At 63.0% G+C, this 23565-nt stretch carries 25 protein-coding genes and 1 pseudogene; 15 read left to right on the top strand and 11 right to left on the bottom strand.

From position 1 onward, the window contains the following. The first annotated feature begins 16 nt into the window (after positions 1 to 16). From QA640_RS03400 to QA640_RS03360, 9 genes are all read left to right on the top strand, one after another. Positions 17 to 1039, top strand: a complete 1023-nt coding sequence (locus tag QA640_RS03400; RefSeq protein ID WP_283039367.1) for an ABC transporter substrate-binding protein — start codon at positions 17 to 19, stop codon at positions 1037 to 1039. A gap of 204 nt (positions 1040 to 1243) precedes the next feature. Next, positions 1244 to 2059 (top strand): ABC transporter ATP-binding protein, encoded by an 816-nt coding sequence (locus QA640_RS03395; RefSeq protein WP_283039366.1) that lies wholly within the window; start codon positions 1244 to 1246, stop codon positions 2057 to 2059. After that, complete coding sequence (locus QA640_RS03390) at positions 2056 to 2877, top strand: ABC transporter permease (protein WP_283039365.1); 822 nt, start codon at positions 2056 to 2058, stop codon at positions 2875 to 2877. Before QA640_RS03395 ends, QA640_RS03390 begins: the two co-directional genes overlap by 4 nt. Beyond that, entirely contained in the window at positions 2877 to 3869 is a 993-nt protein-coding gene (locus QA640_RS03385; protein ID WP_283039364.1) for a 2-hydroxyacid dehydrogenase, read from the top strand. Before QA640_RS03390 ends, QA640_RS03385 begins: the two co-directional genes overlap by 1 nt. Beyond that, positions 3866 to 4561, top strand: coding sequence for an AprI/Inh family metalloprotease inhibitor (locus tag QA640_RS03380; RefSeq protein WP_283039363.1), 696 nt, complete (start codon positions 3866 to 3868; stop codon positions 4559 to 4561). Before QA640_RS03385 ends, QA640_RS03380 begins: the two co-directional genes overlap by 4 nt. Before the next feature lie 112 nt (positions 4562 to 4673). Next, positions 4674 to 5072 carry a YciI family protein gene (locus QA640_RS03375; RefSeq protein WP_283039362.1) on the top strand — a complete coding sequence of 133 codons (399 nt, stop codon included), beginning with the start codon at positions 4674 to 4676 and terminating at the stop codon, positions 5070 to 5072. A gap of 31 nt (positions 5073 to 5103) precedes the next feature. Continuing rightward, a complete protein-coding gene (locus tag QA640_RS03370) occupies positions 5104 to 6390 on the top strand; it encodes an RNA polymerase sigma factor (protein ID WP_283039361.1) in 1287 nt (428 codons plus the stop codon). A 74-nt stretch (positions 6391 to 6464) separates the two neighbouring features. After that, positions 6465 to 6842 (top strand): hypothetical protein, encoded by a 378-nt coding sequence (locus tag QA640_RS03365; protein WP_283039360.1) that lies wholly within the window; start codon positions 6465 to 6467, stop codon positions 6840 to 6842. A gap of 173 nt (positions 6843 to 7015) precedes the next feature. Then, positions 7016 to 7318 (top strand): glycine zipper domain-containing protein, encoded by a 303-nt coding sequence (locus QA640_RS03360; protein WP_283039359.1) that lies wholly within the window; start codon positions 7016 to 7018, stop codon positions 7316 to 7318. Between the two features lie 64 nt (positions 7319 to 7382). On the opposite strand, the gene QA640_RS03355 is transcribed toward QA640_RS03360, so the two are convergent. The 5 genes from QA640_RS03355 to QA640_RS03335 form a co-directional block, all read right to left on the bottom strand. Beyond that, positions 7383 to 7553 carry a hypothetical protein gene (locus tag QA640_RS03355; protein WP_283039358.1) on the bottom strand — a complete coding sequence of 57 codons (171 nt, stop codon included), beginning with the start codon at positions 7551 to 7553 and terminating at the stop codon, positions 7383 to 7385. A gap of 161 nt (positions 7554 to 7714) precedes the next feature. Beyond that, the gene (locus tag QA640_RS03350; protein ID WP_283039357.1) at positions 7715 to 8530 is read right to left on the bottom strand and encodes an ABC transporter permease; all 816 of its coding nucleotides are present in this window, start codon (positions 8528 to 8530) and stop codon (positions 7715 to 7717) included. Further along, the gene (locus tag QA640_RS03345) at positions 8527 to 9363 is read right to left on the bottom strand and encodes an ABC transporter permease subunit (protein WP_283039356.1); all 837 of its coding nucleotides are present in this window, start codon (positions 9361 to 9363) and stop codon (positions 8527 to 8529) included. The genes QA640_RS03350 and QA640_RS03345 overlap by 4 nt, the downstream gene beginning before the upstream one ends. 5 nt (positions 9364 to 9368) lie before the next feature. Further along, positions 9369 to 10499, bottom strand: a complete 1131-nt coding sequence (locus tag QA640_RS03340; RefSeq protein ID WP_283039355.1) for an extracellular solute-binding protein — start codon at positions 10497 to 10499, stop codon at positions 9369 to 9371. 16 nt (positions 10500 to 10515) lie between these two features. Continuing rightward, positions 10516 to 11628: an ABC transporter ATP-binding protein gene (locus tag QA640_RS03335; protein WP_349253690.1), complete on the bottom strand. Its 1113-nt coding sequence runs from the start codon at positions 11626 to 11628 to the stop codon at positions 10516 to 10518. Positions 11629 to 11815: 187 nt separating this feature from the next. On the opposite strand from QA640_RS03335, the gene QA640_RS03330 reads away from it, so the two are divergent. Continuing rightward, positions 11816 to 12598 carry an inositol monophosphatase family protein gene (locus tag QA640_RS03330; protein WP_283039354.1) on the top strand — a complete coding sequence of 261 codons (783 nt, stop codon included), beginning with the start codon at positions 11816 to 11818 and terminating at the stop codon, positions 12596 to 12598. A gap of 278 nt (positions 12599 to 12876) precedes the next feature. Here QA640_RS03330 and QA640_RS03325 read toward each other — a convergent pair whose 3' ends face one another. Then, complete coding sequence (locus QA640_RS03325) at positions 12877 to 13704, bottom strand: DUF1194 domain-containing protein (RefSeq protein WP_283039353.1); 828 nt, start codon at positions 13702 to 13704, stop codon at positions 12877 to 12879. Between the two features lie 246 nt (positions 13705 to 13950). On the opposite strand from QA640_RS03325, the pseudogene QA640_RS03320 reads away from it, so the two are divergent. The 5 genes and pseudogenes from QA640_RS03320 to QA640_RS03300 form a co-directional block, all read left to right on the top strand. Further along, positions 13951 to 14097 (top strand): annotated as a pseudogene (locus tag QA640_RS03320) (bifunctional ornithine acetyltransferase/N-acetylglutamate synthase); the annotation flags it as partial. Positions 14098 to 14422: 325 nt separating this feature from the next. Further along, positions 14423 to 15964, top strand: coding sequence for a pilus assembly protein TadG-related protein (locus tag QA640_RS03315; RefSeq protein WP_349253689.1), 1542 nt, complete (start codon positions 14423 to 14425; stop codon positions 15962 to 15964). Positions 15965 to 15975: 11 nt separating this feature from the next. Continuing rightward, positions 15976 to 16536, top strand: coding sequence for a TadE/TadG family type IV pilus assembly protein (locus tag QA640_RS03310; RefSeq protein WP_283039352.1), 561 nt, complete (start codon positions 15976 to 15978; stop codon positions 16534 to 16536). A 17-nt stretch (positions 16537 to 16553) separates the two neighbouring features. Then, positions 16554 to 17093 carry a TadE/TadG family type IV pilus assembly protein gene (locus tag QA640_RS03305; RefSeq protein WP_283039351.1) on the top strand — a complete coding sequence of 180 codons (540 nt, stop codon included), beginning with the start codon at positions 16554 to 16556 and terminating at the stop codon, positions 17091 to 17093. A 160-nt stretch (positions 17094 to 17253) separates the two neighbouring features. Beyond that, on the top strand, positions 17254 to 18552 hold the full coding sequence (locus QA640_RS03300; protein ID WP_283039350.1) for a hemolysin family protein: 1299 nt from the start codon (positions 17254 to 17256) through the stop codon (positions 18550 to 18552). Between the two features lie 310 nt (positions 18553 to 18862). On the opposite strand, the gene QA640_RS03295 is transcribed toward QA640_RS03300, so the two are convergent. From QA640_RS03295 to QA640_RS03275, 5 genes are all read right to left on the bottom strand, one after another. Next, complete coding sequence (locus tag QA640_RS03295) at positions 18863 to 21295, bottom strand: EAL domain-containing protein (RefSeq protein ID WP_283039349.1); 2433 nt, start codon at positions 21293 to 21295, stop codon at positions 18863 to 18865. Between the two features lie 305 nt (positions 21296 to 21600). Beyond that, positions 21601 to 21798, bottom strand: a complete 198-nt coding sequence (locus QA640_RS03290) for a hypothetical protein (RefSeq protein ID WP_283039348.1) — start codon at positions 21796 to 21798, stop codon at positions 21601 to 21603. Between the two features lie 356 nt (positions 21799 to 22154). Beyond that, positions 22155 to 22373, bottom strand: coding sequence for a hypothetical protein (locus tag QA640_RS03285; protein WP_283039347.1), 219 nt, complete (start codon positions 22371 to 22373; stop codon positions 22155 to 22157). Position 22374: 1 nt separating this feature from the next. Next, on the bottom strand, positions 22375 to 22638 hold the full coding sequence (locus QA640_RS03280) for a hypothetical protein (protein WP_283039346.1): 264 nt from the start codon (positions 22636 to 22638) through the stop codon (positions 22375 to 22377). Positions 22639 to 22666: 28 nt separating this feature from the next. Beyond that, positions 22667 to 23275: a hypothetical protein gene (locus tag QA640_RS03275; RefSeq protein WP_283039345.1), complete on the bottom strand. Its 609-nt coding sequence runs from the start codon at positions 23273 to 23275 to the stop codon at positions 22667 to 22669. Between the last annotated feature and the right edge of the window lie 290 nt (positions 23276 to 23565).

Here is a 23565-nt window from a genome sequence, read left to right as displayed (position 1 = left end):
TCGACGGAGTCCAATCATGCGCCCCCTTCATCTGCGGCGAGCGTTAACGGCAGGCTTGATGGCCGCCTGCATCTCGATCCTGCCGGCGCGCGGACAGACCCTGGACAAGGTCTCCTTCGGCACCAACTGGGTCGCCGAGGCCGAGCACGGCGGCTTCTTCCAGGCGGTCGCCGACGGCACTTACAAGCGCTACGGGCTCGACGTCACCATCGTGCCGGGCGGGCCCAATGAGAACAACCGGATGCTGCTGATCGCGGGCAAGATCGATTTCTTCATGGCCGCCAATACGCTGATGTCGTTCGACGCCGTGGCCAACAACGTGCCCGTCGTGACGATCGCCGCGATCTTCCAGAAGGATCCGCAGGTGATGCTGACGCAGCCGGATGCCAAGGTCGGCAAGATCGAGGATCTGAAGCCCCTGACGCTGTTTGTCTCCAAGGAGGGCATGACCAGCTATTTCCAGTGGCTGAAGTCCGAATACGGCTTCAGCGAGAAGAACGTCCGGCCCTACAACTTCAATCCGCAGCCCTTCATCGCCAATCCCAAGAGCGCGATGCAGGGCTATGTGACGTCGGAACCCTTTGCGGTGGAGAAGGCTGCGGGCTTCAAGCCCAACGTGCTGCTGCTCGCCGATTCCGGCTTCAACACCTATTCCACCCTGATCGAGACCCGCCGCGAGATCGTCGAGAAGAAGCCGGACCTCGTGCAGCGCTTCGTCGATGCCTCGATCGTCGGCTGGTACAACTACATCTATGGCGACAATTCCGCCGGCAACGCCATGATCAAGAAGCTCAACCCGGAAATGACCGATGAGCTGCTCGCCTATTCCGTCGCCAAGATGAAGGAGTACGGCATCGTCGATTCTGGCGACTCCCTGAAGAACGGCATCGGCGCCATGAGCGACGAGCGCTACACTTCTTTCTTCGACAAGATGGTGAAAGCCGGTGTGGTGCGCTCCGACATCGACTATCGCAAGTCCTATACTCTGCGCTTCGTCAACAAGGGCGTCGGCGTCGAACTGCGTCCGAGCAAGCCGTGAACGTATGTCGAGATTGGCTCGAGGCGTGGCTGTGAGGTTCACCTCTCCCGAAGGGAGAGGTCGCATCGCATCGTCAGATGCGATGCGGGTGAGCGGTTATGCTCTCTCGTGGGACTTGATCCCCCTCACCCGCGCCTTCGGCGCGACCTCTCCCCGATGGGGAGACGTGGACGGCTCGCTTCGTCAAACAGCGCCTGGCCATCGATGATCGATCGCGCCGCTTCGTCCGGGGGCGATGTCGGGCTGACCGCGCTGGCCGTGAGTCTGCGCGGCGTGACGAAGGTCTATGACAACGGCGTGATGGCGCTCGGGCCGTTCGACCTTGCCGTGCGCAAGGGCGAGTTTATCTCACTGCTCGGCCCGTCGGGCTGCGGCAAGTCGACGGCGCTGCGGCTGATAGCGGGCTTGAGCCCGCCGAGCACGGGAACGGTGCGGGTCTCGCGCCACGAGGGTATGGCGCGGCCCGGGCATGCCATCGGTTTCGTGTTCCAGGAACCGACGCTGATGCCCTGGACCAGCGTGCGCGAGAACGTGCGGCTGCCGCTGAAGCTTGCAGGCCTCGCCAGGGCCGAGGCGAACGCGCGCGTGGATGAGGCTCTTGCCAGCGTGGGTCTTGCCGATTTCGCCCGAGCCCTTCCGCGCGAGCTCTCCGGCGGCATGAAGATGCGGGTCTCGTTGGCACGGGCGCTCGTCACCGATCCCGATATCCTCTTGATGGACGAGCCGTTTGCGGCGCTCGACGAGATCACGCGCTTTCGCCTCAACAACGATCTGCTCGCGCTGTGGCGGCGCTTGCGCAAGACCGTCATCTTCGTCACCCATTCGGTGTTCGAATCCGTCTATCTTTCCCAGCGCGTCGTGGTGATGACGGCGCGGCCGGGCAGGATCGGCGCCGACATCCGTATCGAGACCGTCGAGCCGCGCGGGGAAGAGTTTCGCACCTCCGCCGGCTATGCCGATTATTGCCGCAAGGTCTCGAGCGCGCTCGCGCCGTCCTATTCGGGACAGTCGGTGCTATGAGCGCAGAGCCCCTCGCCGCGGCAAAGCCCGAGAACCGCGCCTTGCGCGCCGCGCGTTTCGCGCTTCCCCTCGTCGTCTTCGCGGCAGGTCTCATCGCCTGGGAACTCGTGGTCCGCATCAAGCAGATTCCGCCTTACGTGCTGCCGGCGCCCTCAGTCGTGTTCCTGACGCTCGTCAAGGACTGGGGGCTGCTGTCGCAATCCCTGGCCACCACATTGCTCACCACGCTCGAAGGTTTTATCGCAGCCAGCCTCGGCGGCATCGCGCTGGCGCTGCTGTTCAATCAGTCGAAATGGGTGGAATATTCGCTGTTCCCCTATGCCGTCATCCTCCAGGTGACGCCGGTGATCGCGATCGCGCCGCTGCTCCTGATCTATCTCGACCAGGAAACCGCCGTCGTGGTTTGCGCCTTCATCGTGGCGTTCTTCCCGGTCCTCTCCAACACCACGCTCGGGTTGAACTCGGTCGACCGCAATCTCGCCGGCCTGTTCCAGCTCTATGGCGCTTCGAAGCCGCAAACCCTTCGTTTCCTCAAATTGCCCTCGGCCCTTCCCTATATTCTCGGCGGCCTGCGCATTGCCGGCGGCCTGTCGCTGATCGGCGCCGTGGTCGCCGAGATCGCAGCGGGGACGGCCGGCGCTGGATCGGGCCTTGCCTACCGGATCGCCGAATCCGGCTATCGTCTCAACATACCTCGCATGTTCGCGGCGCTGCTTTTGCTGTCGCTTGCCGGGATTGTCATCTATGGGGTGCTGGCGCTAGTTTCGCACTTCGTTTTACGGCGCTGGCATGAAAGCGCCCTTGGAAAGGAAAACTGATGACGGCCGCTCCGATTTCGTCCGGGAAGATCGATCTTCTGATCTATGGGCCGGTGCGGCCGATTCTCGAAAATGGTTTCTCCGACCATTTCATCGTGCACAAGGCGGAGACGCGGGCCGACCTCGAGCGCCTGACGCCTGCGGTCCGCGAAAAAATCCGCGGCGTGGCCGTGACCTATCACACCGTGCGGGCCGACAAGGATTCGTTGTCGCAATTCCCGAAGCTCGAGATCGTGGCGGGCTTCGGCGTCGGCTACGACCACATCGATGCCAAATATGCAAGCGAGCACAACATCGTCGTCACCAACACGCCTGACGTGCTGACGGAAGAGGTCGCCGACGTCGCGATGGGCCTTCTGCTCGCCACGCTGCGCGAATTCATCAAGGCCGACCGCTATGTCCGCTCCGGCCTGTGGCAAACCCAGAACTACCCCCTGAGCGTCGGCTCGCTGCGCGACCGCAAGGTCGGCATCGTCGGCATGGGCCGGATCGGTCAGGCGATCGCGCGCCGGCTCGATGCCTCGCTGGTGCCGGTGGTCTACCATTCGCGCAATCCGTCCAAGGACGTCTCCTACCAGCACTATCCCGACCTGATCGAGATGGCGAAGGCGGTGGACACGCTGATGGTCATCGTCCCCGGCGGCGCCAGCACCAACAAGATGATCAATGCGGAGGTCTTGAAGGCGCTCGGCCCCCGCGGCGTGCTGGTCAACGTGGCGCGCGGCTCCGTCGTCGACGAGCCTGCACTGGTTCAGGCGCTGAAATCCGGCACCATCCTCGCCGCCGGTCTCGACGTGTTCGCCGCCGAGCCGAACGTGCCGGACGAGCTCAAGACCATGCAAAATGTCGTCCTGCTGCCACATATCGGTTCTGCATCCGTGGTAACGCGGAACGCGATGGACCAGCTCGTCGTCGACAACCTCAAGACCTGGTTTGCCGGCAAGCCGCCGATCACGCCGGTCGCGGAAACCCCGGTGAAGAGTCGCGGATGACACATCTTCGGGTCGGTGCTTGGGCAACCGTCGCGGCGCTCGTCGCCGCGGCAACGCCTGCGCAGGCGCAGGATGCGACGACCCTGAAGAAGGACATGATCGGGCAGTGGGAGCTGTCCACCACCGAGCGCAGCAAGACCTGTGTGGTGACGCTGAAGGGCGACGCGGCCGGCCAGGCCTCCAAGCTCGAGCTGGAGCCGGCCTGCAAGACGGCGCTGCCCTTCACCAAGGAGATCACGGCCTGGAGCGTCAAGGGCCTCGACATCGTGCGGCTGCAGAATTCGACCGGCGAATCCGTGATCGATTTCACCGAGGTCGAGGCCGGCATCTTCGAGGGCTTGCGGCAGGGCGAGGGCGTCTACATCCTGCAAAATCTCGCGGCCGCCCGCTCGATGGCCAAGTCGATGGACCAGATGATCGGCGACTGGGCCATGGTGCGCGGCAACGGCCAGCCGGTCTGCACGCTCGTATTGACCAACACCGAGGCCGGTGCGGACAATTTCCAGGTCTTCCTCAAGTCGAAATGCGACGCGGCGATCACGCAGTTCAACCCGACGCAATGGCGGCTCGAGCGCGGCCAGATCATCCTGATGTCGAAGGCGGGCGAAGCCTGGCAGTTCGAGGCCGACGACAACGCGCAATGGCGCCGCGTGCCCGATACCGCCGATCCCCTGATCATGCTGCGGCAATAAATTTTCCTGGCCGATGTCGATTCGGCTTGGGCTTGATCGTCACTTTCATAGCGAGCCGGTTTGCGGCCGAAACGGGCTGCTGCTCGCGCCAAGGGAGTTTTTCATGCGCTTCATGTACATCGTCACCTCCAGTCAGCCGATGGCCGCCCCGACACCGGCGCTGATGGAGGCCATGCAGAAGATATCCGAGCGAGAGATCAAGGCCGGTCGGATGATCGACAATGGCGGGCTGATGCCGCTGTCGACCGGCGCGCGGGTGCGGATCGCCGACGGCGAGCTCAGCGTCATCGACGGCCCGTTCGTTGAGGCCAAGGAGGTGATCGGCGGCTACGCCATCTTCGAGCTGCGCGACAAGCAGGAAGCCGTGGCCATGGCCAGGGAGTTCATGCAGTTGCACCTCGATCACATGCCAGGCTGGGAAGGCACCTGCGAATTGCGGGCATTCGCCACGCCCGATATGGAGGGGGCCTGCCAGGTCGACGCGCATTCCAGGGTGGCCGCCCACGCCTGATGGACACCAGCGCTCGTCTTGGTCGGCGGCGATGACGGCCGCCGACATCGATCCTGCGATCCGCGCCACGATTCACGCGACTTGGCGCATCGTGCAGCCGCGGCTGATCACTACGCTGTCGCGGATGCTGCGCGATGTGCCGCTGGCGGAGGAATTGACCCAGGACGCATTGGTTGCCGCGCTGGAAGCGTGGCCGCTCACCGGAGTGCCGGACAATCCCGGCGCCTGGCTGGTTGCGACGGCCAAACGCCGTGCGCTCGATCACCTGCGCCGGGCCAGAATGCTGGCTCGCAAGCACGAGATGTTGGCGCATGATCTGATCCAGGAGCAGGAGGCCGTGCCAGATTTCGACGCCGCCCTCGATGACGACATTGGTGACGAATTGCTGCGGCTGATCTTCACCGCCTGTCATCCGCTCCTGCCGCGGCAAGCTCGCGCGGCGCTGGCGTTGCGCATGATCTGCGGCTTGACCACGGACGAGATCGCGCGCGCCTTTCTGGTGTCGGAGGCAACCATCGCCCAGCGCATCGTGCGCGCCAAGCGAACGCTCTCCCGGTCGGGCCTCGCCTATGAGACCCCGAGCGGCGAGGCGCTTTCCGAGCGTCTCGCTTCGGTGCTTGAGGTCGTCTATCTCATCTTCAACGAGGGCCATGCGGCCTCGCACGGCGAGGAATGGCTGCGGCCGCAACTCTGCGACGAGGCGTTGCGCATGGGGCGGGTGCTGGTCGGGCTGGCGCCGCTGGAGCCCGAGGCGCACGGCCTCATGGCGCTGATGGAGCTGAACGCCGCGCGGATGCGCGCCCGCGTCGGCATCGATGGCGAGCCCATCCTGCTCATGGACCAGGATCGCGCGCTCTGGGATCGTCTGCAGATCCGCCGCGGCCTGTCGGCGCTCGGTCGCGCGCGCGAACTCGGCGGTGCCGGAAAATTCTACACGCTGCAGGCAGCGATCGTCGCCTGTCACGCCACGGCGGAGACGGCCTCAGCCACGGACTGGCGGCGCATCGCGGAGCTCTATGGACAGCTTGCGACCCTGGTGCGCTCGCCCGTGATCGAGCTCAACCGGGCGGTCGCGCTCGGCATGGCCGAAGGGCCGCAGGCCGGGCTCGATCTCGTGGACCTGATCGCGGACGAACCCGCGCTCAGGGCCTATCACCATCTGCAGGCAGTCCGCGGCGACCTCCTGCAAAAGCTCGGCCGCTTCACCGAAGCGCGCGCGTCGTTCGAGGCCGCCGCATGTCTCGCCACCAATGCGCGCGAGCGGGCGATGATGGAGCGACGCGCGGCGGCTATGGCCGATCTCGACGGCACGGCTTGAGGTCTGTCGGAACCAGCGCGCGCCTCGCCGCGTTGGCCAATTTGACAGGTCAATGTCAGTCGGGAACCTGCGTCGTGACGAAGAAGCGCGTACTCGCGATCGGCATCGAGCCCGGCAGCGCGGATTACAGCGCGTTTCCGCAGCTCACACCCGAGCTCGTGCGCAACTATATCGACGCCCAGCTCCTGCGCCTCACCGATCTCGGCTATGACGTCATGAGCTGCCTGATCGATCTCGACGAGACCGCGGAGGCGGCGGTCACGTCAGCCCTGCGCGAGGCGAGCTTTGACTGCGTGGTGATCGGCGCCGGCCTGCGCGAGCCGAAGGAGCGCCTGCTGCTGTTCGAAAAGGTCCTCAACCTCGTGCACCAGCTCGCGCCGAACGCCACGATCTGCTTCAACACCAACCCGCGCGACACGGTCGAAGCCGTGCAGCGCTGGATCGCGCCATGATGGCGCGCGGGTGCCGCCTGGTCAGATAACCTCGTCGCAGCCGGTACGGCCGATGCCTGCCCCATCTGAGGCCATGGCGACATAGCCTGACGCCTCACGCCGAATGGGCGTGATTGTTCTGGCCCGAATCCGTCGCCGACGATATGAATGGCTGCATCGCAGGGAGGATCGAGATGCTTCGAGGACTTGGAATGGCTTGTCTGGCGGTTGCGATGCTCGCCCCGGTGCATGAGGCTGCGGCGCAGGACGCCATTGGCGGCGCGATCGTCGGCGGCGTCGGCGGCGCCATTCTTGGTGGCGCGATTGGCGGCAGCCGCGGTGCCGCGGTCGGTGCGATCGTCGGCGCCGGCACGGGCGCGGCCATCGCCGCCGAAGGCGAGCGCCGTCGTTCCGGCTACTACGCCTATCAGCGCGGCTGCTACATGCAGCGCCCCGACGGCGCCTATGTGCGGGTCGATCGGCGCTATTGTTACTAGGTTTGCTCTGACCTGATACCGGCGCCACGCGGGTGGCGCCGGTGCGCGCAGTGATCGCGCCGAATTAGTCGAGGCGCACCTCGACTCGCCTTTCCTGGCACGACAGCATGTCGACCCGAGCAGGCATCATCATTGGGCTCATTTTCTCGATCTGGTCGAGAAGCCAGTCGACCAGATGACTCGGGCTCAGCAACGCTAGGCCCGTGCTCCAGATGCGCTCTATTGTCTGATTCACCACCGATCCCCTTTGCTTCGATGATGCATGATTGTGGCACACATTCCGCCAACACGAAGCGGAGAGTTAATAGATGGTAAATGGGCGGCGGATGATCGCATGCCCGACACGGTCGACAATGATGTGGTCGCGCCCGGCTGCCCTGACGACTTTGCGGGGTTCTACGCCCCCACCTTGGCCAGAACGTCCGCGCGCAAAAAGCGTTCGATGAACAGCATGAACAGCACCGATGGCACCAGGAGGATCAGCGCCGTGATCGAGGCGACCTGGTAGTTTCCGCCCATCGCCGCATTGTAGAGCAGAAGCGGCAGCGTCGTGACTTGCGGAACGCCGACGAAGAACGTGCCGGTGAACTCGTCCAGTGATTCCAGGAAGACGAAGATGCCGCTCGCGATGACACCCGGCGCAGCCAGGGGGAGCGTCACCGTGAAGAAGGTGCGTAGCGGCGAGGCGCCGATGTTCCGGGCCGCGAGTTCAAGATCCCTGTCGACCGCCGAGAAGGCCGCCGCCGCGATCCACACGGAATAGACCAGGCCATGGGCGGCGTGGACCAGCACGACGCCGAGCACCGTGCCGTTGATGCCGAGATTATAGAAGATCCGCGCCACGTTGATGTATATCGCCACCGAGGGAAAGGCCTGGGGCAGCAGAAACGCGATCATGAACAGCGCGCGCATCGGCAGCTTCAGGCGCGCCAGCGCGTAGCCGGCCGGCACGGAGAGCGCGAGTGCGACGACGACCGTCAGCACCGCAATCCAGACCGAGGTCCCGAGCGAGGCCATGGCATCGCCGGTTGGGCGGAAGACCTGCCCCCAGTACCGGGTGCCATAGGTGACCGGCAGCTTGTACGGTGTGTACCAGCGCTCGGCCACCGACCACAGCGCCAGATTGGCAAGCGGACCGATCAACGCGAAGGCGAAGGCCGCGAGGACGACGCCCGCCAGCGAGGCGCGCAGCAGGGACGCGACGCGGCTCACGGCGTGCTCTCCCTCGCCATGCCGTGCCGGAGGTAGAGGATCGCAGCACCGGCGCTGATCAGGTAGGTGATGACGCCGAGCGCATTGGCCGTGGCATAGTCGCCGTAGGCGTTGATGCGGAAAGCCATGTCGACGGTCAGCATGGTCGGCTGCGAACCGGCCACCATCATCGGCACCGAGAGCACCGAGAGCATCGTCACGAAGGAGAGGACGAGCGCAACGAGCAGCGTCGGCATCACCTGCGGCAGCGCCAGCTCGATCAGAACCCTGAGCCGCGAGGCGCCGAGATTGCGTCCTGCCTCCAGCGTCGCCCGGTCGAGTGCCGCCAGCGCGCCGGCCAGCAGCAGCGCGACGAACGGGGTCTGCTTCCACACGAAGGTGATGATGATGCCGCGCCAGTCGAGATAACTCGCTGCCTGCAGCGGCTCCATCAGGCCGAGCGAGACGAAGCTGTTGTTCATCAGCCCGTTCTTGGCGAGGAAGGTGCGCATGCACTGCGCGGCCACGATGAAGGGAATGAACAGGGGCCAGCGGTAGAGGGTGCGGAGCGTGCCGACGACCCACGGATTTTCGCCGAGTGTCAGCGTGCCGGCGATGGCGATCGCCGCCAGCGCCGTCAGCACGCAGGACGTCACCACGATGACGATCGTGAAGAGGATGTCGCCGGAGTAGAGCTCGAAGGCCTTGCCGAAGGCCTGCAAGGAGAACCCGCCCTTAGGGCCAGTGAAGGCCGAGACGAGAGAGAAGAGAAGCGGATAGAGGAACAGCGCCGCGACGAGGGCGAGACCCGGCGCGATCAGCAGCAAGGCGAGCTGGCGTTGGGACAGGCTCATGAGCCTCAGTTGGCGACCTTCTTCTCGTAGCCCTCGAGGATGTCGTTGAAGTAGGGCGCGATCGGGAAGGGCTTGCCGTTTTTCGACAGGTCGGCCGGCGTAATGTCGGTGAAGAGCTTGTCCCAGGCGGCCTTGTCGAGCTTGCCTTCCAGGTTCTTGGCGTCGATGCCCGGATACCAGTTGAACTTCTTGACGATGCCGTCTGCCTGGACCTGCGGGCTGGTGGCGAGCGCGATGAACTCCTCCGCCAGCTTCCGCTGCGCCGCCTTCTCCGGCACGGCGTAGTACATCGGTTGGCCGGGCATGCCGGGCGCGGCGAGCTTGAGCTTCATGTTGGGCGGCAGCTTGCCGTCAGCCTGCCAGGAATAGAACATGTCGACCCAGACCGGGCCCATAGCGATCTCGCCGCGGTTGAGCATGTCGAGCGTGCCGGCGTTGCCTGGCGTGATGACGACGTTCTTGTTGAACTCCTTCAGCTCGCTGAAGGCTGTGTCCCATTTGGCCTTCTCGGCCGGGTCATACGGCCCCTGGATCAGCTTGCCGGCGTCGCCGCCGAAGGCGTAGACCCAGCCGGCGACGAAAGCCACGCCGGACATGCCGCCCTTGATTCCATTGTAGCCGAACTGCTTCGGGTTCTTCTTCACCCACTCCTTCAGCTCGGCGAAGTTGTCGGGCGGATTCTTGAGCATGTCGGCATTGTAGGCGAGTGCCGTCTGCGACTGGAACATCGGGATGACATAGCCCGAGACGTCGGCGCCGAGCGCGTTCTTGGCGGTGTCGCTGGAAACCAGCTTTGCAGTGTCGACCTTGTCCGTGTATTTCGCGAGCAGCCCTTCCCTCACCATCGTCCCGGCTGCCTTCTGGTGGATCACCACCACGTCGAAGTCGGTGGTCGCGGCGCCTTTCTGGGCGTCGAGCTTCTCGTAGATCTTCTGGGAGCCGGCATCGCCGGGGCCCGTGCCGACGGAGACGACCTTCACGCCGGGATGGCTCTTCTCGAACATCGGGCCGAGATAGTCCTTGACGTAGTCGACCATGTTCTGGTCGCCGGCCGAGGCGACATTGAGGGTCTGTGCCGCGAGAGGCGAGGCTGCGAGCAGCGCCGCGAAGGAGCATGTGATCGTGAGAATGCGCATGTGTCTGGCTCCGTTGTCAGGCGGCGATGACGGCCTCGGCCGCCGGGAAGATGTGAAGGCGTTGCACCGGGATGCGCAGGCCAATGGCGGCGCCCGGTTCATGGCGCGCAGCGTCGTCGACCGTGATCTGCCGGCCGGCCGCTTCGACGCGATAGCGATAGAGGCCGCCCGGGTAGCTGCGCGCGGCGATGCGCCCGGGTACGAGGAGATCGCCCCGCGGCGCTGCGTCGGGCGCGTCGAGGCTCGCGGCATCGTCCCGGAAATAGGCTACGGCCTCGCCCGCGGGCAGTGCGGTGGCGTCATCGTCCGCGAGCCGGGCGACCGCGGAGCCAGTGCTGACGGCCGTTCCTTCCTCGCCGCGCGCAAGATGCACGGGCAGGACGTTCTCCGCACCCATGAAGTTGGCGACGAAGGCGCTCGCCGGCCGATCGTAGACCTCCTCGGGCGTGCCGATCTGGGCGATCCGCCCCGCCTGCATGATGACGAGCCGATCCGCCATGGTCATGGCTTCCTCGCGATCATGGGTGACGTGGATGGCGGTGACGCCGAGCCGCCGCTGGATCGCGCGGATCTCGTGGCGCATCGTCATCCGGATCTTGGCATCGAGATTGGACAGGGGCTCGTCGAGCAGCAGAATGCCGGGGTCGACCGCCAGCGCCCGGCCGAGCGCGACGCGCTGGCGCTGCCCGCCAGACAGCGCCGTGACCTTGCGCTCCTCGTAGCCGCTGAGGCCCAGCATCGCGAGCAGCGACGCCACTTTGGCGGCGATCTCGATTTTCGCGGTGCCGCGCAGCTTGAGCCCATAGCCGATGTTCTGCAGCACGGTCATGTGCGGCCACAGCGCGTAGGACTGGAAAACCATCGCCATGCCGCGCTTCTCCGGTGGCAGCAGAGCGACGTCGCGGTCTCCGACCACGATCGAGCCGGAGCGCACCGGCACGAAGCCGCACAACGCGCGCAGAAGAGTGGTCTTGCCGCAGCCCGAAGAGCCCAGGAGAGCGGTGAAGGTGCCGGGAGCAAAGTCGAGGCTGATACCATGCAGGACTGGCGTGCCGCCATAGGCGACATGCAGGTCGCGCACCCCGATGGCCGCGCCGGCGCACGACACGCCTTGCGTCTCCGCCTGCACGATCCGTTCCCTCCATGCCGCTCTGATTTTGCCAGAATGGATTTGCTCTTCCATTCCGCGACCGGCTTGGAATAAACGTAGCGATCCGTAGCGTGCTCATGCAACAGATTTGTGAAACCATGCCCGCCGACGCTGTCACCGACCTCGCCCGCACCGGCAGGCCTGTCGCCCTCGGGGCTGTCGGCCGATGACGCCGGCAGAACTCGAATTGCGGCGCTATGCCGTCCAGGGCCTTGTCGTCGAGGCCGGACACATGGCGCTCGACTATTTCGGCAAGCAGGAAAGCCTCGGCGTCACCATGAAAGGCGCTCAGGACTGGCTGACCGTTGCCGACGGAGCGGTCGAGGGCTTCCTGCGCCAACGGCTGGCCGTGCTGTTCCCGATGGACACGGTGATCGGCGAGGAGGGCGGCGGCGCAGCAAGCGATGCGGTCTGGATCATCGATCCGATCGATGGCACCTCGAACTTCGCCCGCGGTGACCGCAACTGGTGCATCTCGATCGGATTCCTGCTGAACCGCATCCCCACGATCGGAATCGTGGCCGCACCGGCGCTGGACGAGCTCTATGTCGCCCAGCGCGGACAGGGCGCGGCGCTGAACGGGCGGCCGATCTCCGTGTCGGGTGTCGAGGACATCACGCGCGCCACTATCGAACTCGGCTGGTCGACCCGCATTCCCTTCGAGCGCTACCTGGCCGTCCTGCAGCGCTGCTACACTGCCGGCTGCTCGGTGAAGCGCTCCGGGTCGGGCACGCTCGGGCTCTGCCGTGTCGCGGACGGGCGCACCGACGCCTATGTCGAGCTGCACATCAATGCCTGGGACGTCGCGGCCGGTATCGTCATTGCCAGCGAAGCGGGCGCCTCAATCAGCGATTTCTTCGCTGGCGACGGCATCAGCAAAGGAAACCCGATCCTCTGCTCCACACCCGCGCTTGCTTCCCAGCTGAGCGGAATCGCGGGAATTTCTTGAGCTCGCTCCCGGCAATCGATGTCTCTAGCCTTACTGTGTCACTAACCCTCATGGTGAGGAGCGCGAAGCGCGTCTCGAACCATGAGGCCCCGCCTGTGGCCCACATCCTTCGAGACGCTTGCTTCGCAAGCTCCTCAGGATGAGGTGTTAGAGCGTTATGACGCAGTAAGGCTAGAGCATGATCCGGAAAAGTGTGAAGCGGTTTTCCCTCGCGACAAACGCGGAACGCGTTTGCGCGGAGATCATGCTCAAACAATAACCTTTAGAGCCGATCCTCTTTAGCGTCCCCAACGCTCCTGCCAAAGCTTTTCGCCGATCTCGCAGCTGATCCGCGGTTGCGCGCCCGCTACAGGGACCACCCGCTGCTCGGGCCGCCATCCTGCCACCTCGAGCAGCAACTTCGTGCGGATCGCCTCCTTGAAATTGTCGCGATCCTGGATGGCCACGACAAAGGAGCCCGGACCTCCGATCACACAGTCCTCGTAGTACCAATCAAGATTTTCGATGTCCGTTGAGGTCTGAGATGGCTCCCTGACCATGATCGGCAGGCCATTGATGACGATGCCTTTCCCCAAGGCCTCGTCTCGAACCGGCGTGATCGGCGAGCCGTTATTGTTCGGGCCGTCACCGGAAATGTCGATGACGCGGCGCAGGCCTCGATACGGATCCTCGTCGAACAGCGGCATGGCAAACTGGATCGCTCCAGAGATAGAGGTGCGCGAACCTCGGCGGATCGGCGCCTTCATGATTTCGTTGGCGACGGAATCGGCGGTCTCCGGACCGTCGATCAACCGCCACGGGATGATGATCTTCTGGTCACTTGTGGCCGACCATTCGAAATAGGTCACGGCGATTTTGCCGTTCGGGCCGGCCTTCAATGCCTGAAGGAATTCCCTGGAAACGATCGCCTGGGCGTAGCCTTCGCGCTGCAACGCAAGTTCGTCCGGGTCCATCGAGTAGGATATGTCGACGGCAATGACGAGCTCGATATCGACCGAAGCCGGCTTCTCCGCGAGGTCGGACCGCTGCCCGGGCGCCGCCGCAACGGCGCCGCAGGCGAGTGCACCCGCGACCAACATAGCTCCGAGAGAGACGCACAGTCGCACGATCGATCTCCCTATCTCGATGCGAGATCGTGACATGCATTCAGGCGCCCGCATAGCGAAAAGGTGCGTCACATTCGCGTTAGACTTATCTTGCGTGCCGGGCGCGTGCTGGAGACCTGCTACGCGCACCCGCTGAATGAGGCGCTGACCTTCACCGCCGACGACCAGCTTATCGTAAGCCCCGCCTGCGACGCCGACCGGTGTCGGCGTTTTCAGGGTGGCTGCACGGCGAGTTCTGAGCGGCCGCATAACGAGGCGGAAGTCTCCGAGGCCATGAAGAGCCCGAAGATACAGATCAAGGTCGGGGTCGGCCTCGGCAGGGGCCGCGACCGCGCGCTGACCTGCGACCTGACGAAGGAGTATGTCGCGACCAACGGGGATTACAGATCGTAACTCTGTCCTCCTCTCTCGGTTCTTCACGGCAGAGGGAGAACCAGCATGCCGCCTGGCGAGGCAACCCGCTTCAATATGCCCGGCTGCTTTCCTGGCTGCGTTTAGCCTTCGTTAATGATTCCGGTCGATCCGGCAACGGCGGATTTTCGGCGGCCCATGTTCGCGCGATCCGCGTAAGCTTTACTTAACAGGCCATCACTTAACAGGCCATCTTCAAGGTTCCGCTCTGCCGAGAAGTCGGCAGAGGTCGCCTGGTCGCGCTCCCAGGTCCTCGATCCTTGATAAGCCAGAGAGATTGCCTCTGCCGGGACCTACGGCGATCGGGATGAAGATCATGCTCCGCGCTTGGTTGTATCGTTTTGCCAGAGATCGCAAGGCCAACGTCGCCGTGATCTTTGCACTTGTGATGGTTCCGACCGTCTTTCTGCTGGGCATGGCGCTGGACTACACTCATACGCAGCACATGAAGGTCGACCTCGACGCCGCCACCGACGCTGCCGCCGTCGCCACCGTTACCTCGGCGATGATGCAGCAGAGCCCGACAGCGGCCCAGACCGCGGCGAAGAACGTTTTCAACATCACCGCGAATTCCCTGGTGAGCAACAACAACCTGGCGGGACAGCCGACTCTCACGGTCGCGGTCAATTGCAGCAGCCCCGACTCTACAACAGGCTACTGTACCTACGGCTCATGCCCCGGCCCGGACACGGTCTATGCTGACCCTGTCAACTCAAACAACCAGGTCGTTCGCAACGTCCAGGTTTGCTACAACGCGACCGCGACCAATGCCTTTCCGAGCCTGCTCAAGCAGGCGAGCTGGCCGTTCAATGGTCAGTCAACGGCACGCAACCAGGGCGCACCCAACATCAATTTCTATCTCTTGCTGGACGACTCGCCTTCCATGGCGATCGGCGCGACATCGGCCGACATCAACACGCTGATCGCCAACACGCAAAAGCAGGTCGACTCATCCGGGACCAAAGGGTGCGGATTCGCATGCCACGAAACCAATCCTGCCGCGGACAGCCTGGGCAATCCAGGCGGGATTGATAACTACCAGCTTGCTCGCAATCTCGGCCTCACGTTGCGCATCGATCGTGTAACGCAGGCAGTCCAATCCCTGATGAGTACCGCCTACCAGATATCGAACATCAATCGAAATACTTATGGGGTCGCGATCTATACATTCGATTATCAGTTGAACAGCAGCTCGCCGATCTTCGCGCCTAACGGAAAACCTGGGGTGGTGCGAACTCCCGTGACGCCGGCGTCGACGACCAGCTATACGGTCGCGACCATCCAGAGTGCAGCCAGCAGCATTGCGGTCCTGCCAGTCTACAAAAACAACTGGCTGACATCGACGAACAATAATAGCGACGCCGACACCAGCATCGCGGGCGCATTGAACGCTCTCAACAACATCATGCCGACTCCGGGGAACGGGACCAACGTCGGCACCGATACGCCACAGGAGGTGGTCTTCCTCGTGACCGATGGCGTTGAGGACGTGATGACTACGACCGACCCGTTCACGAAGTCCTGCAACAAGACTCTCAGTGGTAAGCGTTGCCAGCAGCCGCTCGACCCCACGATCTGCACCACCATCAAGAACAAGAAGATCCGCATCGCGGTGCTTTACACCGAATATGACGACTCGGCGCTCCATAAAAGCAACGCCTGGTACGATAGCTGGATCTACCCCTTCAACGGTACGTCCACCGGCGCGACCAGCCAGATCGAGACAAATTTGAAGGCCTGCGCCTCATCGACCGATTTGTACACCAAGGTGTCAACCAACGGCGACATCACGTCCGCACTCCAGGCTCTGTTCCTCAAGGTCGCGTCCAACCCCCGCCTGACTCAGTAGAGAAAGCAGTCATGACCGCCACGCACGCCGCGCCCATAACCAAACGCCGCCGCTGGCGCGCCTTCTTTGCCGACCGGAAGGGCGCAACCGCGGTCGAGTTCGCGCTGATCGGCGCACCGTTCATCGCTTTGCTGCTCGCGATCATCCAGACCTTCCTTGTTTTCTTTGCCCAGCAACTCCTGGAACAGGTGGTGAACCAATCCAGCCGGGCGATCCTGACGGGGCAGGCGCAGGCCCAGAGCATGACCCAGGCCCAGTTTGCCAATGCGGTCTGCAAGAACGTTGTGATCCTATTCGACTGCAAAGGCCTGATGATCGACGTCCAGGTTGCCAGCGCGTGGAGTTCGGCGAACACGGGCCTGCCAACCCTGACCTACGACGCCCAAGGAAACGTGACGAACACCTGGCAATACAGCCCCGGCAATCAGGGCGACATCGTTGTCGTGCGGGTGATGTATCTGTGGCCAGTTTACTTGGGTCCACTCGGCTTCAATCTGGCGAACCAAATGAATGGCAGCCGCCTGATCATGGCGTCAACGGCTTTCATGAACGAGTCCTTCGTCAACTCATGAGCCGGAGGCTTCATCGCATGCGGAACTTATGGGTCGACACTCGCGCCGTCGCCGCGGTGGAATTCGCCATCGTGGTGCCGTTCATGCTGTTGCTCTATGTGGGCGGCGTCGAACTCGGGAACGGGCTAGCGATCAGCGTCAAGGTCAGCGAAACCGCCCACACGGTCGCGGACCTGGTGTCACGAAACGCATGCGTCACCGACTCATCGCTGAGCACCATGCTTGGCGCGTCGGCGGCGACGATCGCTCCTTATTCCTCCCCTCCCTATTCCTCGACGAATGTCACGGTCATAGTGTCGGAAGTATCCACGGACGCCAAGGGCAATGCGACCGTGACCTGGAGCAAGGCGCTCAACGGGACGCCACTGACCGGCGCGGTAACCTTGCCGGCGTCCCTCGGCACTCCCTCGCCCGCCAACGTGTCGTTGATACTCGGCCAGGTCACGTACCAGTACACGCCCAACCTTGGCTACACGATCGCCGGAACTATCAATATCAGCGAGAGCTATTACCTGTATCCGCGCGTTTCCTCAGCCGTGCAGTATCCGTGCAGCTAAGAGAGCGCCAGGCGGTCGACACGAACACGCGCGTCAGCATTGCCGCCCGACCCGGACGGTGCGGCAATTTGATCGGAACCGGGCGAACCGCGCAGTGATTGCCTATATTGGGTATGGCCCGGCGTTCGCCTGACCGCGTTTCAACCCAATGCCACCAAATATGCTCTCGCTCGAACTCGTCATCGTCGTCCTGCTGATCGTCATTAACGGCCTGTTGTCCATGTCGGAGCTGGCGGTCGTCTCCTCGCGCCCGGCCCGGCTCTCGATGCTGGCGGCCAAGGGGGTGCGCGGCGCCGAGCGCGCGCTGGCGCTGGCGTCCGATCCCGGAAAGTTTCTCTCGACGGTGCAGATCGGCATCACGCTGGTCGGCGTGCTCTCAGGCGCATTCTCGGGCGCGACGCTCGGACAGCGGCTGGCGCAATGGCTGCTCGGGCTCGGCCTCTCGTCTGGGATTGCCGACATCGTCGGCGTCGGCATCGTGGTGACGCTCATCACTTACGCGACGCTGATCGTCGGCGAACTGGTGCCCAAGCAGGTGGCGCTGCGCGATCCCGAAAGCATCGCGGTCAAGGTCGCGCCGGCGATGGACTGGCTCGCGAAGATCTCGCTGCCGCTGGTGGTGCTGCTGGATCTCTCCGGCAAGCTGATCCTGACGCTGCTCGGCCGCAGCGGCAAGGCGGAGGAGAAGGTTTCGGAGGACGAGATCCATCACCTCGTCAGCGAGGCCGAAAGCGCCGGCGTGCTGGAGCCCGGCGAGAAGGAGATGATCGCGGGCGTGATGCGGCTCGGCGACCGCCCGGTCGGCGCCGTCATGACGCCGCGCACCGAGGTCGACGAGATCGATCTCAACGACGCGCCGGAAGTCATCCGCGAGATCATGTCGAAAAGCCCGCATTCGCGCTTTCCCGTGTCCGACGGCGACCGCGACAAGCCGATCGGCGTGCTCCAGGCCAAGGATCTGCTGGTCGCCACCATGAACGAGCGCACGCCCGATCTGCGCGCGCTGGTGCGCGACGCGCCGGTGATTCCCGCTTCCGCCGATACGCGCGACGTGCTCGCAATCCTGAAGGCGGCACCGGTGCATATCGGCCTCGTCTACGACGAATACGGCGCCTTCGAAGGCGTGGTCACCGCGGCCGACATTCTGGAATCCATCGTCGGCGCGTTCCATTCCGAGGAAGGCCCGCCGGAGCCGGCCTACGTCACGCGCGCCGACGGCTCGCTGCTGGTTTCGGGCTGGATGCCGGTCGACGAATTCGGTGAGCTGCTCGGCTTCGAGCTGCCGCCGCTTCACCGCTACAACACCGTGGCCGGCCTCGTGCTGCAACACTTCAACGTGCTGCCGCAGGTCGGCGACGCCTTCGACCTCGGCGGCTGGCATCTTGAAGTCGTCGATCTCGACGGCCGACGGATCGACAAGATCCTTGCAAGCCGAAAAGGTGAGCAGGCCGCGGCGTGACGCGCACTTCTTCCTTCTTCCCTTGTGGGAGGCCTATCCACGCGAAAAGCTTGCGGGATCAATGGCTCGGCGCGTCAGTATCCGCGCAGTGTCAGGAGCAGCCTTCCGCCCAACGCAGCTCTTAGCGGGAAGCAGACCTCGGATCAACCCTCGGCATTTCCGCCATGGGCCGATATCCCTCTGCGCCGCAACATGGCAATGCGCGTGACGCACGAACTCAGCTCCGACATCGGTGACGCACGCAATGTGAGGGCAGGTCGAGCATGAGTTGCGCCTATATCGCTCCTCCCATTGTAGCGCCGATCCCCCGTTAACGACTGGCGACCTTCAGCGCAACACCCGCTCCGGTATGGGGTAGGGGAAACTCGAGATCGTGTGCACCCTCCGCGGCATGAGTGAGGTAGCGGAAACCGGCGATATCCGCCGGCCTTCCCACCAAATATCCCTGAACTTGATCGCACAGCTCGGCACCCAAGAAACGAAGCTCTTCGCGCGTCTCAACGCCTTCCGCCAACACCGGCAGCTTGAGCCCGCGGCCAATGCCGAGCACCGCCCGAACGATGGTCGCCGCCTGCTCGTTGGCCTCGACCGACTTGATGAAGGAACGATCGATCTTGATCTTGTCGAACGGGAATGCCCGCAAGTTCGATAACGACGAGTAACCAGTCCCGAAATCGTCCATCGCAATCCGGACCCCAAGCGCCTTCAGCTGACGCAAGGTCGCCAGCGCCCGATTGAGGTCGCGGATCAGCGCGGTTTCGGTGATCTCCAATTCGAGCCGTCCAGGCTTCAGCCCGGTTTGAATAATGATTTCGTGAACGAGTCGTGTAAACTGCGGATTGTGCAGCTGCATCGCGGAGACGTTCACAGCGACGCTGAGCGGGTTAGTCCATCCGCTGGCTTCTTTGCACGCCTGCCTCAGCACCCATTCGCCAATGTGCTGTATCGCACCACTTTCCTCCGCAACGGGAATGAACAAGCCCGGCGAAACCTGACCGCGCCGCGGATGATGCCAGCGCAACAAGGCTTCGAAGCCCGTGATCTCGCGCGTATCAAGCCGGGCTTGCGGCTGATACACCAGTTCAAACTCATGGTGTGCGATCGCGCTGCGAAGATCGCGCTCCAGCATGCGCCGATCTCGCACCTCAACGCCCATCTCGGCTTCAAAGAAGCGATAAACTCCGCGACCATCGGTTTTGGCACGATAGAGTGCGGTATCCGCGTGGGTGAGAAGGCCCCGTCCGTCCTGGGCATCGTTTGGGAAAATCGCTATGCCAATACTGGTGGAAACGAACGAGGCCGTGGTCGATGATTCGTTTTCGATCCGCAACGCTTCGATGATTTGCTCGGCGATACGGCCCGCCGCCGATGCACCAGAAAGATTTGTTGCGATGATCGCAAATTCATCGCCACCGAGCCGCGCCATCATCTGGCTCCGATCGAGCACGGCGGTAACGCATTTAGCAACCCTCTTCAGGAGGGCGTCACCGGCGGCATGACCGAACAGATCATTTACCTCCTTGAAGCGATCGAGGTCGAGACAGAGCACGGCAAATGACCGACCCGAGGCTTGATGCACCTCGATTTCGTGGTCGAGCCGGGCGTTGAAGCTGTTTCGGTTAGGCAAGCCCGTCAGTGCGTCGTGGTGCGCCAGGAATTGAATATGTTCCTCGGCTTTCTTCCGATCACGCAGATCGCGGACCGCGATTGCATGATGAGGCTGACCGGCGAAATCTATGGTGCGAAGGATGAATTCTGCAGGAATGAACTGGCCGTTGACATCGCGTAATTCAGCCTCGATGCGCTCCCGCGGCCTCGTGACCAGCTTGTGCCTGAGAGACTCCTCGGGCAGGCAGATCGCCAACGATTTGCCAATTACATCGTCGGGGACATAGCCCGTCAGTTCCGTCAGGCTTGAATTGATCGAAACGATCTTGTCGCCATAGCAGACCAACAATCCCTCGGCCGACGCATCGGCAAGTCCGCGCATGCGATCGACCTCTAATTCGGCGCGATGGCGTTCTCGGATATCGAGCGCAAGGCCTCCGCAGGCGAAAAACAGGATCGCCAGCGACGCGAGCGCGACGCCGAGCGCAAGCCAGCCGGCAGGAAGAGCCATTTCCGACACCGCGACTGCCGGGTCCGGAATGATCGAAACCGCGCCCATGGCGGTGAAATGATGACTACAGATTGCCAGCGTGAGCAGCATCGCCCCGATGGCCTTCCACTTCAACGTCCCGTCACGCAAACCGGCGGGCAGCGCCGTGGCTCCGATCGCTGCACCCAGCGCGATGGAAGCGACGACGAGAGCGGCGTCCCACTGAATCCGTCCGGCGATCTCGAAGGCTGCCATTCCGGTGTAGTGCATCGCCGCGATGCCGCCGCCGACCGCGGCCCCACCGATCCAGCGCCCGGCAGGCACTCTATTTGCGGACGCGATCGAAAGACCCACGCCGGTGAGCAGGATCGCCGCAAGGAGCGACAGTGTGGTAAGGATAATGTTGTATCCGCTCGGAATGCCTGGCGAGTACGCAAGCATAGCGATGAAGTGGGTCGCCCAGATGCCGAAGCCGCTCGCGGTGGCGGCGACGCACAGCCAGATGTCGCGCATATAGCCGGTTGTCTTGCGGACGTGATTCAGGAAGTTGATTGCCGCGAAAGACGCGAGTGCACATACGATGGCCGCCAGCACCACCAGTCGCAGGTCATGCTCGTAGGCGATGCAGTTGTATATGGTAAACATCGAAGTAGCCCCCGGTGAAACATCTCTTATATTTTCAATTTTGATGGATCGTGGAGGCGTCGGCCTTTCGCAATCCTGAACAAGCTTTATGCAGCTGACGCTATGGTTTCTTTTCGGTGACCTACTCCGTCGGTAATCGGTCCGAGAGTGGCCAGATCGTGTCCGGATACGGCGCGGACAATGGATCCAACAAGGATGAATGCTGTCTGAGGACGACCGCACCATGGTCCACGAACCGGGCGCGGTGGAATTACCGGCCGCCGGGGACGAGTTTTCGAAGGCCGCCTCAAGGGCGTCATGATGCCTCAGCCTGCGACTACATGGACGACCTCAACCACGACCTCGGCATCAGCCTCGACACGGACAAATGTCGAAGTGGTCACCGATGCGGCGCTGGCTGAGGTCCGCCGCTTGCAAGCAATCGAGAAGCTCGTACCGGCGGCCTCGACCGCATCATCGGTGCCCTCAACACCGTGCAGGACATCGACGACGAAAACGGGCATGCGAACGAGGCCAAGGACAGTCGGGACCTGATCGACCAGTTGCTCCAGCGCCTAACGAGCTGGACGAGGATGATGAGGATGATGACGATGAGTGAGTACAATCGCCACAAGCTCGCGCTCACCGTGACGCAGTGAACTGCGGGCTCTGGCCCGTGAGTTCGTCAGGCGGCCGAGGAAAACTCAATCCACCGATCCGGCCGTGCGCCTCTTCGTCAACCAGTTCGAGTCGCTCTCGCACAGCAACTGGAACGACCATTTCTCCCAGGCCTACAAGATCTGTCAGCTTGTGGTGATCTCACGGGAATGAGCGCGTGTAATTGGAACCGAAACGTCGCATCCGAACCGGTCCGGTATACTCACGAATGCTCCTTCTTCGACCGCAGTCCTCTCAGCACCGATAGGGCGGCTGGCACGAGCAGCTTTTCCGCCGCGACGTCGAGCGGATTGTGCACCAGCGCGGTCACGCTCTGCTTCACGCTCCTGATTTCCTGGCCCATCGCATCGATCGTCAGCTTAATGTCGCGCGCATCCTCATGAAGGGATTCTAGCGCGGTCTTGCGGACCTCGAGTGCCACGTCAATTTTCGGTCCGGGATGGGACCTTAGAGCGATCCGAAACGCTCTTCTCGGCCTCGCCGAACAGTTCGGTGACCTCGTCAGCGAGTTGGCGCAGGTAGCCCTGCAGCTCGGCTTCGTCCGGCGTCGAAGCCTCCGTGCCGCTTGCCGGTGCGGGCGATGCCGCAGCCGATTGCTCGACCACTGCAGTGCGATTCTTCCTGGCACTCGCAAGCTCGTCTTGCAGCGATTTCAACTCGCGCGAAACCAGGACATCGGTTGCCATGCATCCCTCTGCGCGCCAAACGGTGGTTTCAGCTCTTCGAGCCAGAGCCCTTCAGGGCGTGCCATGCGGCCTGGTTAGCTTGATCGAAAGCCTTGCGGGATTCTGCCAACGCGGCGCTCAGCACCGACCAGGACTCGCTCCCTGCCTGCTTTAGCTTCTGCAGACGCGCTTCCGCTTCAGACGCGTCGGATTTCATCTGCTTGAGCGCGGCTTCGACGTCGACGGTGCGGGCCGCTGCCACTTTACCCGCCGCCTCTCGGAATTTGTCCGCCGCCTCGCGCCAGGCCTTCGCCTGCGCCGCTGCAATATCCTTGAATGTGGCCTGTTGTTGCTCGATATGCTTGCCTGCGCCTTCGAAATAGGTTTCCACTTGGGCTTCGAACCCGTTCCATTGCTTTTCCAGATCCGTCTTGGTGCGCGCCCAGGCAGCTTCGCCTGCTTCCGCCTGCGTCTTGAGTAGCGCCTGAAATTCGTCACGACGTTTTTTCAAATCGGCGACGATCTGATCGACCTTGACCTTGGACTCGGCCTTCGCCTGGCCGGCTCTGACCTCGAAGGAAGCCAATGCTGCATCCATCTCGTCGATCCGCTCCTTGGCCCAATTCAGGTGTACATGCATGCTGCTCTGTTCTGACATGACCGTCTCCGTACACTAGTCGATGCTACTCGTGATCCTCTCCAAGCTTGGCGTTAGTCGCGTTGACCTGTATCAAACTTCTCGCGCTCACTTTCAGATCTGGAGGCGGTGGTGGGCCAAAATCGTCGCGCTCGACCCTCGTCTTCCGAACACACTGGCGAGTGTAAGCAGCGAAACGAGGAAGAGGCGCTGACGCATTAGACAATCAATTTGCCGGATCGGTCCGAGGGGTTCCCACTGCAATGCTGAATTTCTGACTGCAGAACAGGCTCAGCGCCTGATCGAGCAGA

The organism is Bradyrhizobium sp. CB82, from assembly GCF_029714405.1.
In the GTDB taxonomy this organism is placed as follows: domain Bacteria; phylum Pseudomonadota; class Alphaproteobacteria; order Rhizobiales; family Xanthobacteraceae; genus Bradyrhizobium.
Note: the sequence above shows the minus strand (reverse complement) of the source record. Positions and strands in the feature narration are given on the sequence as shown.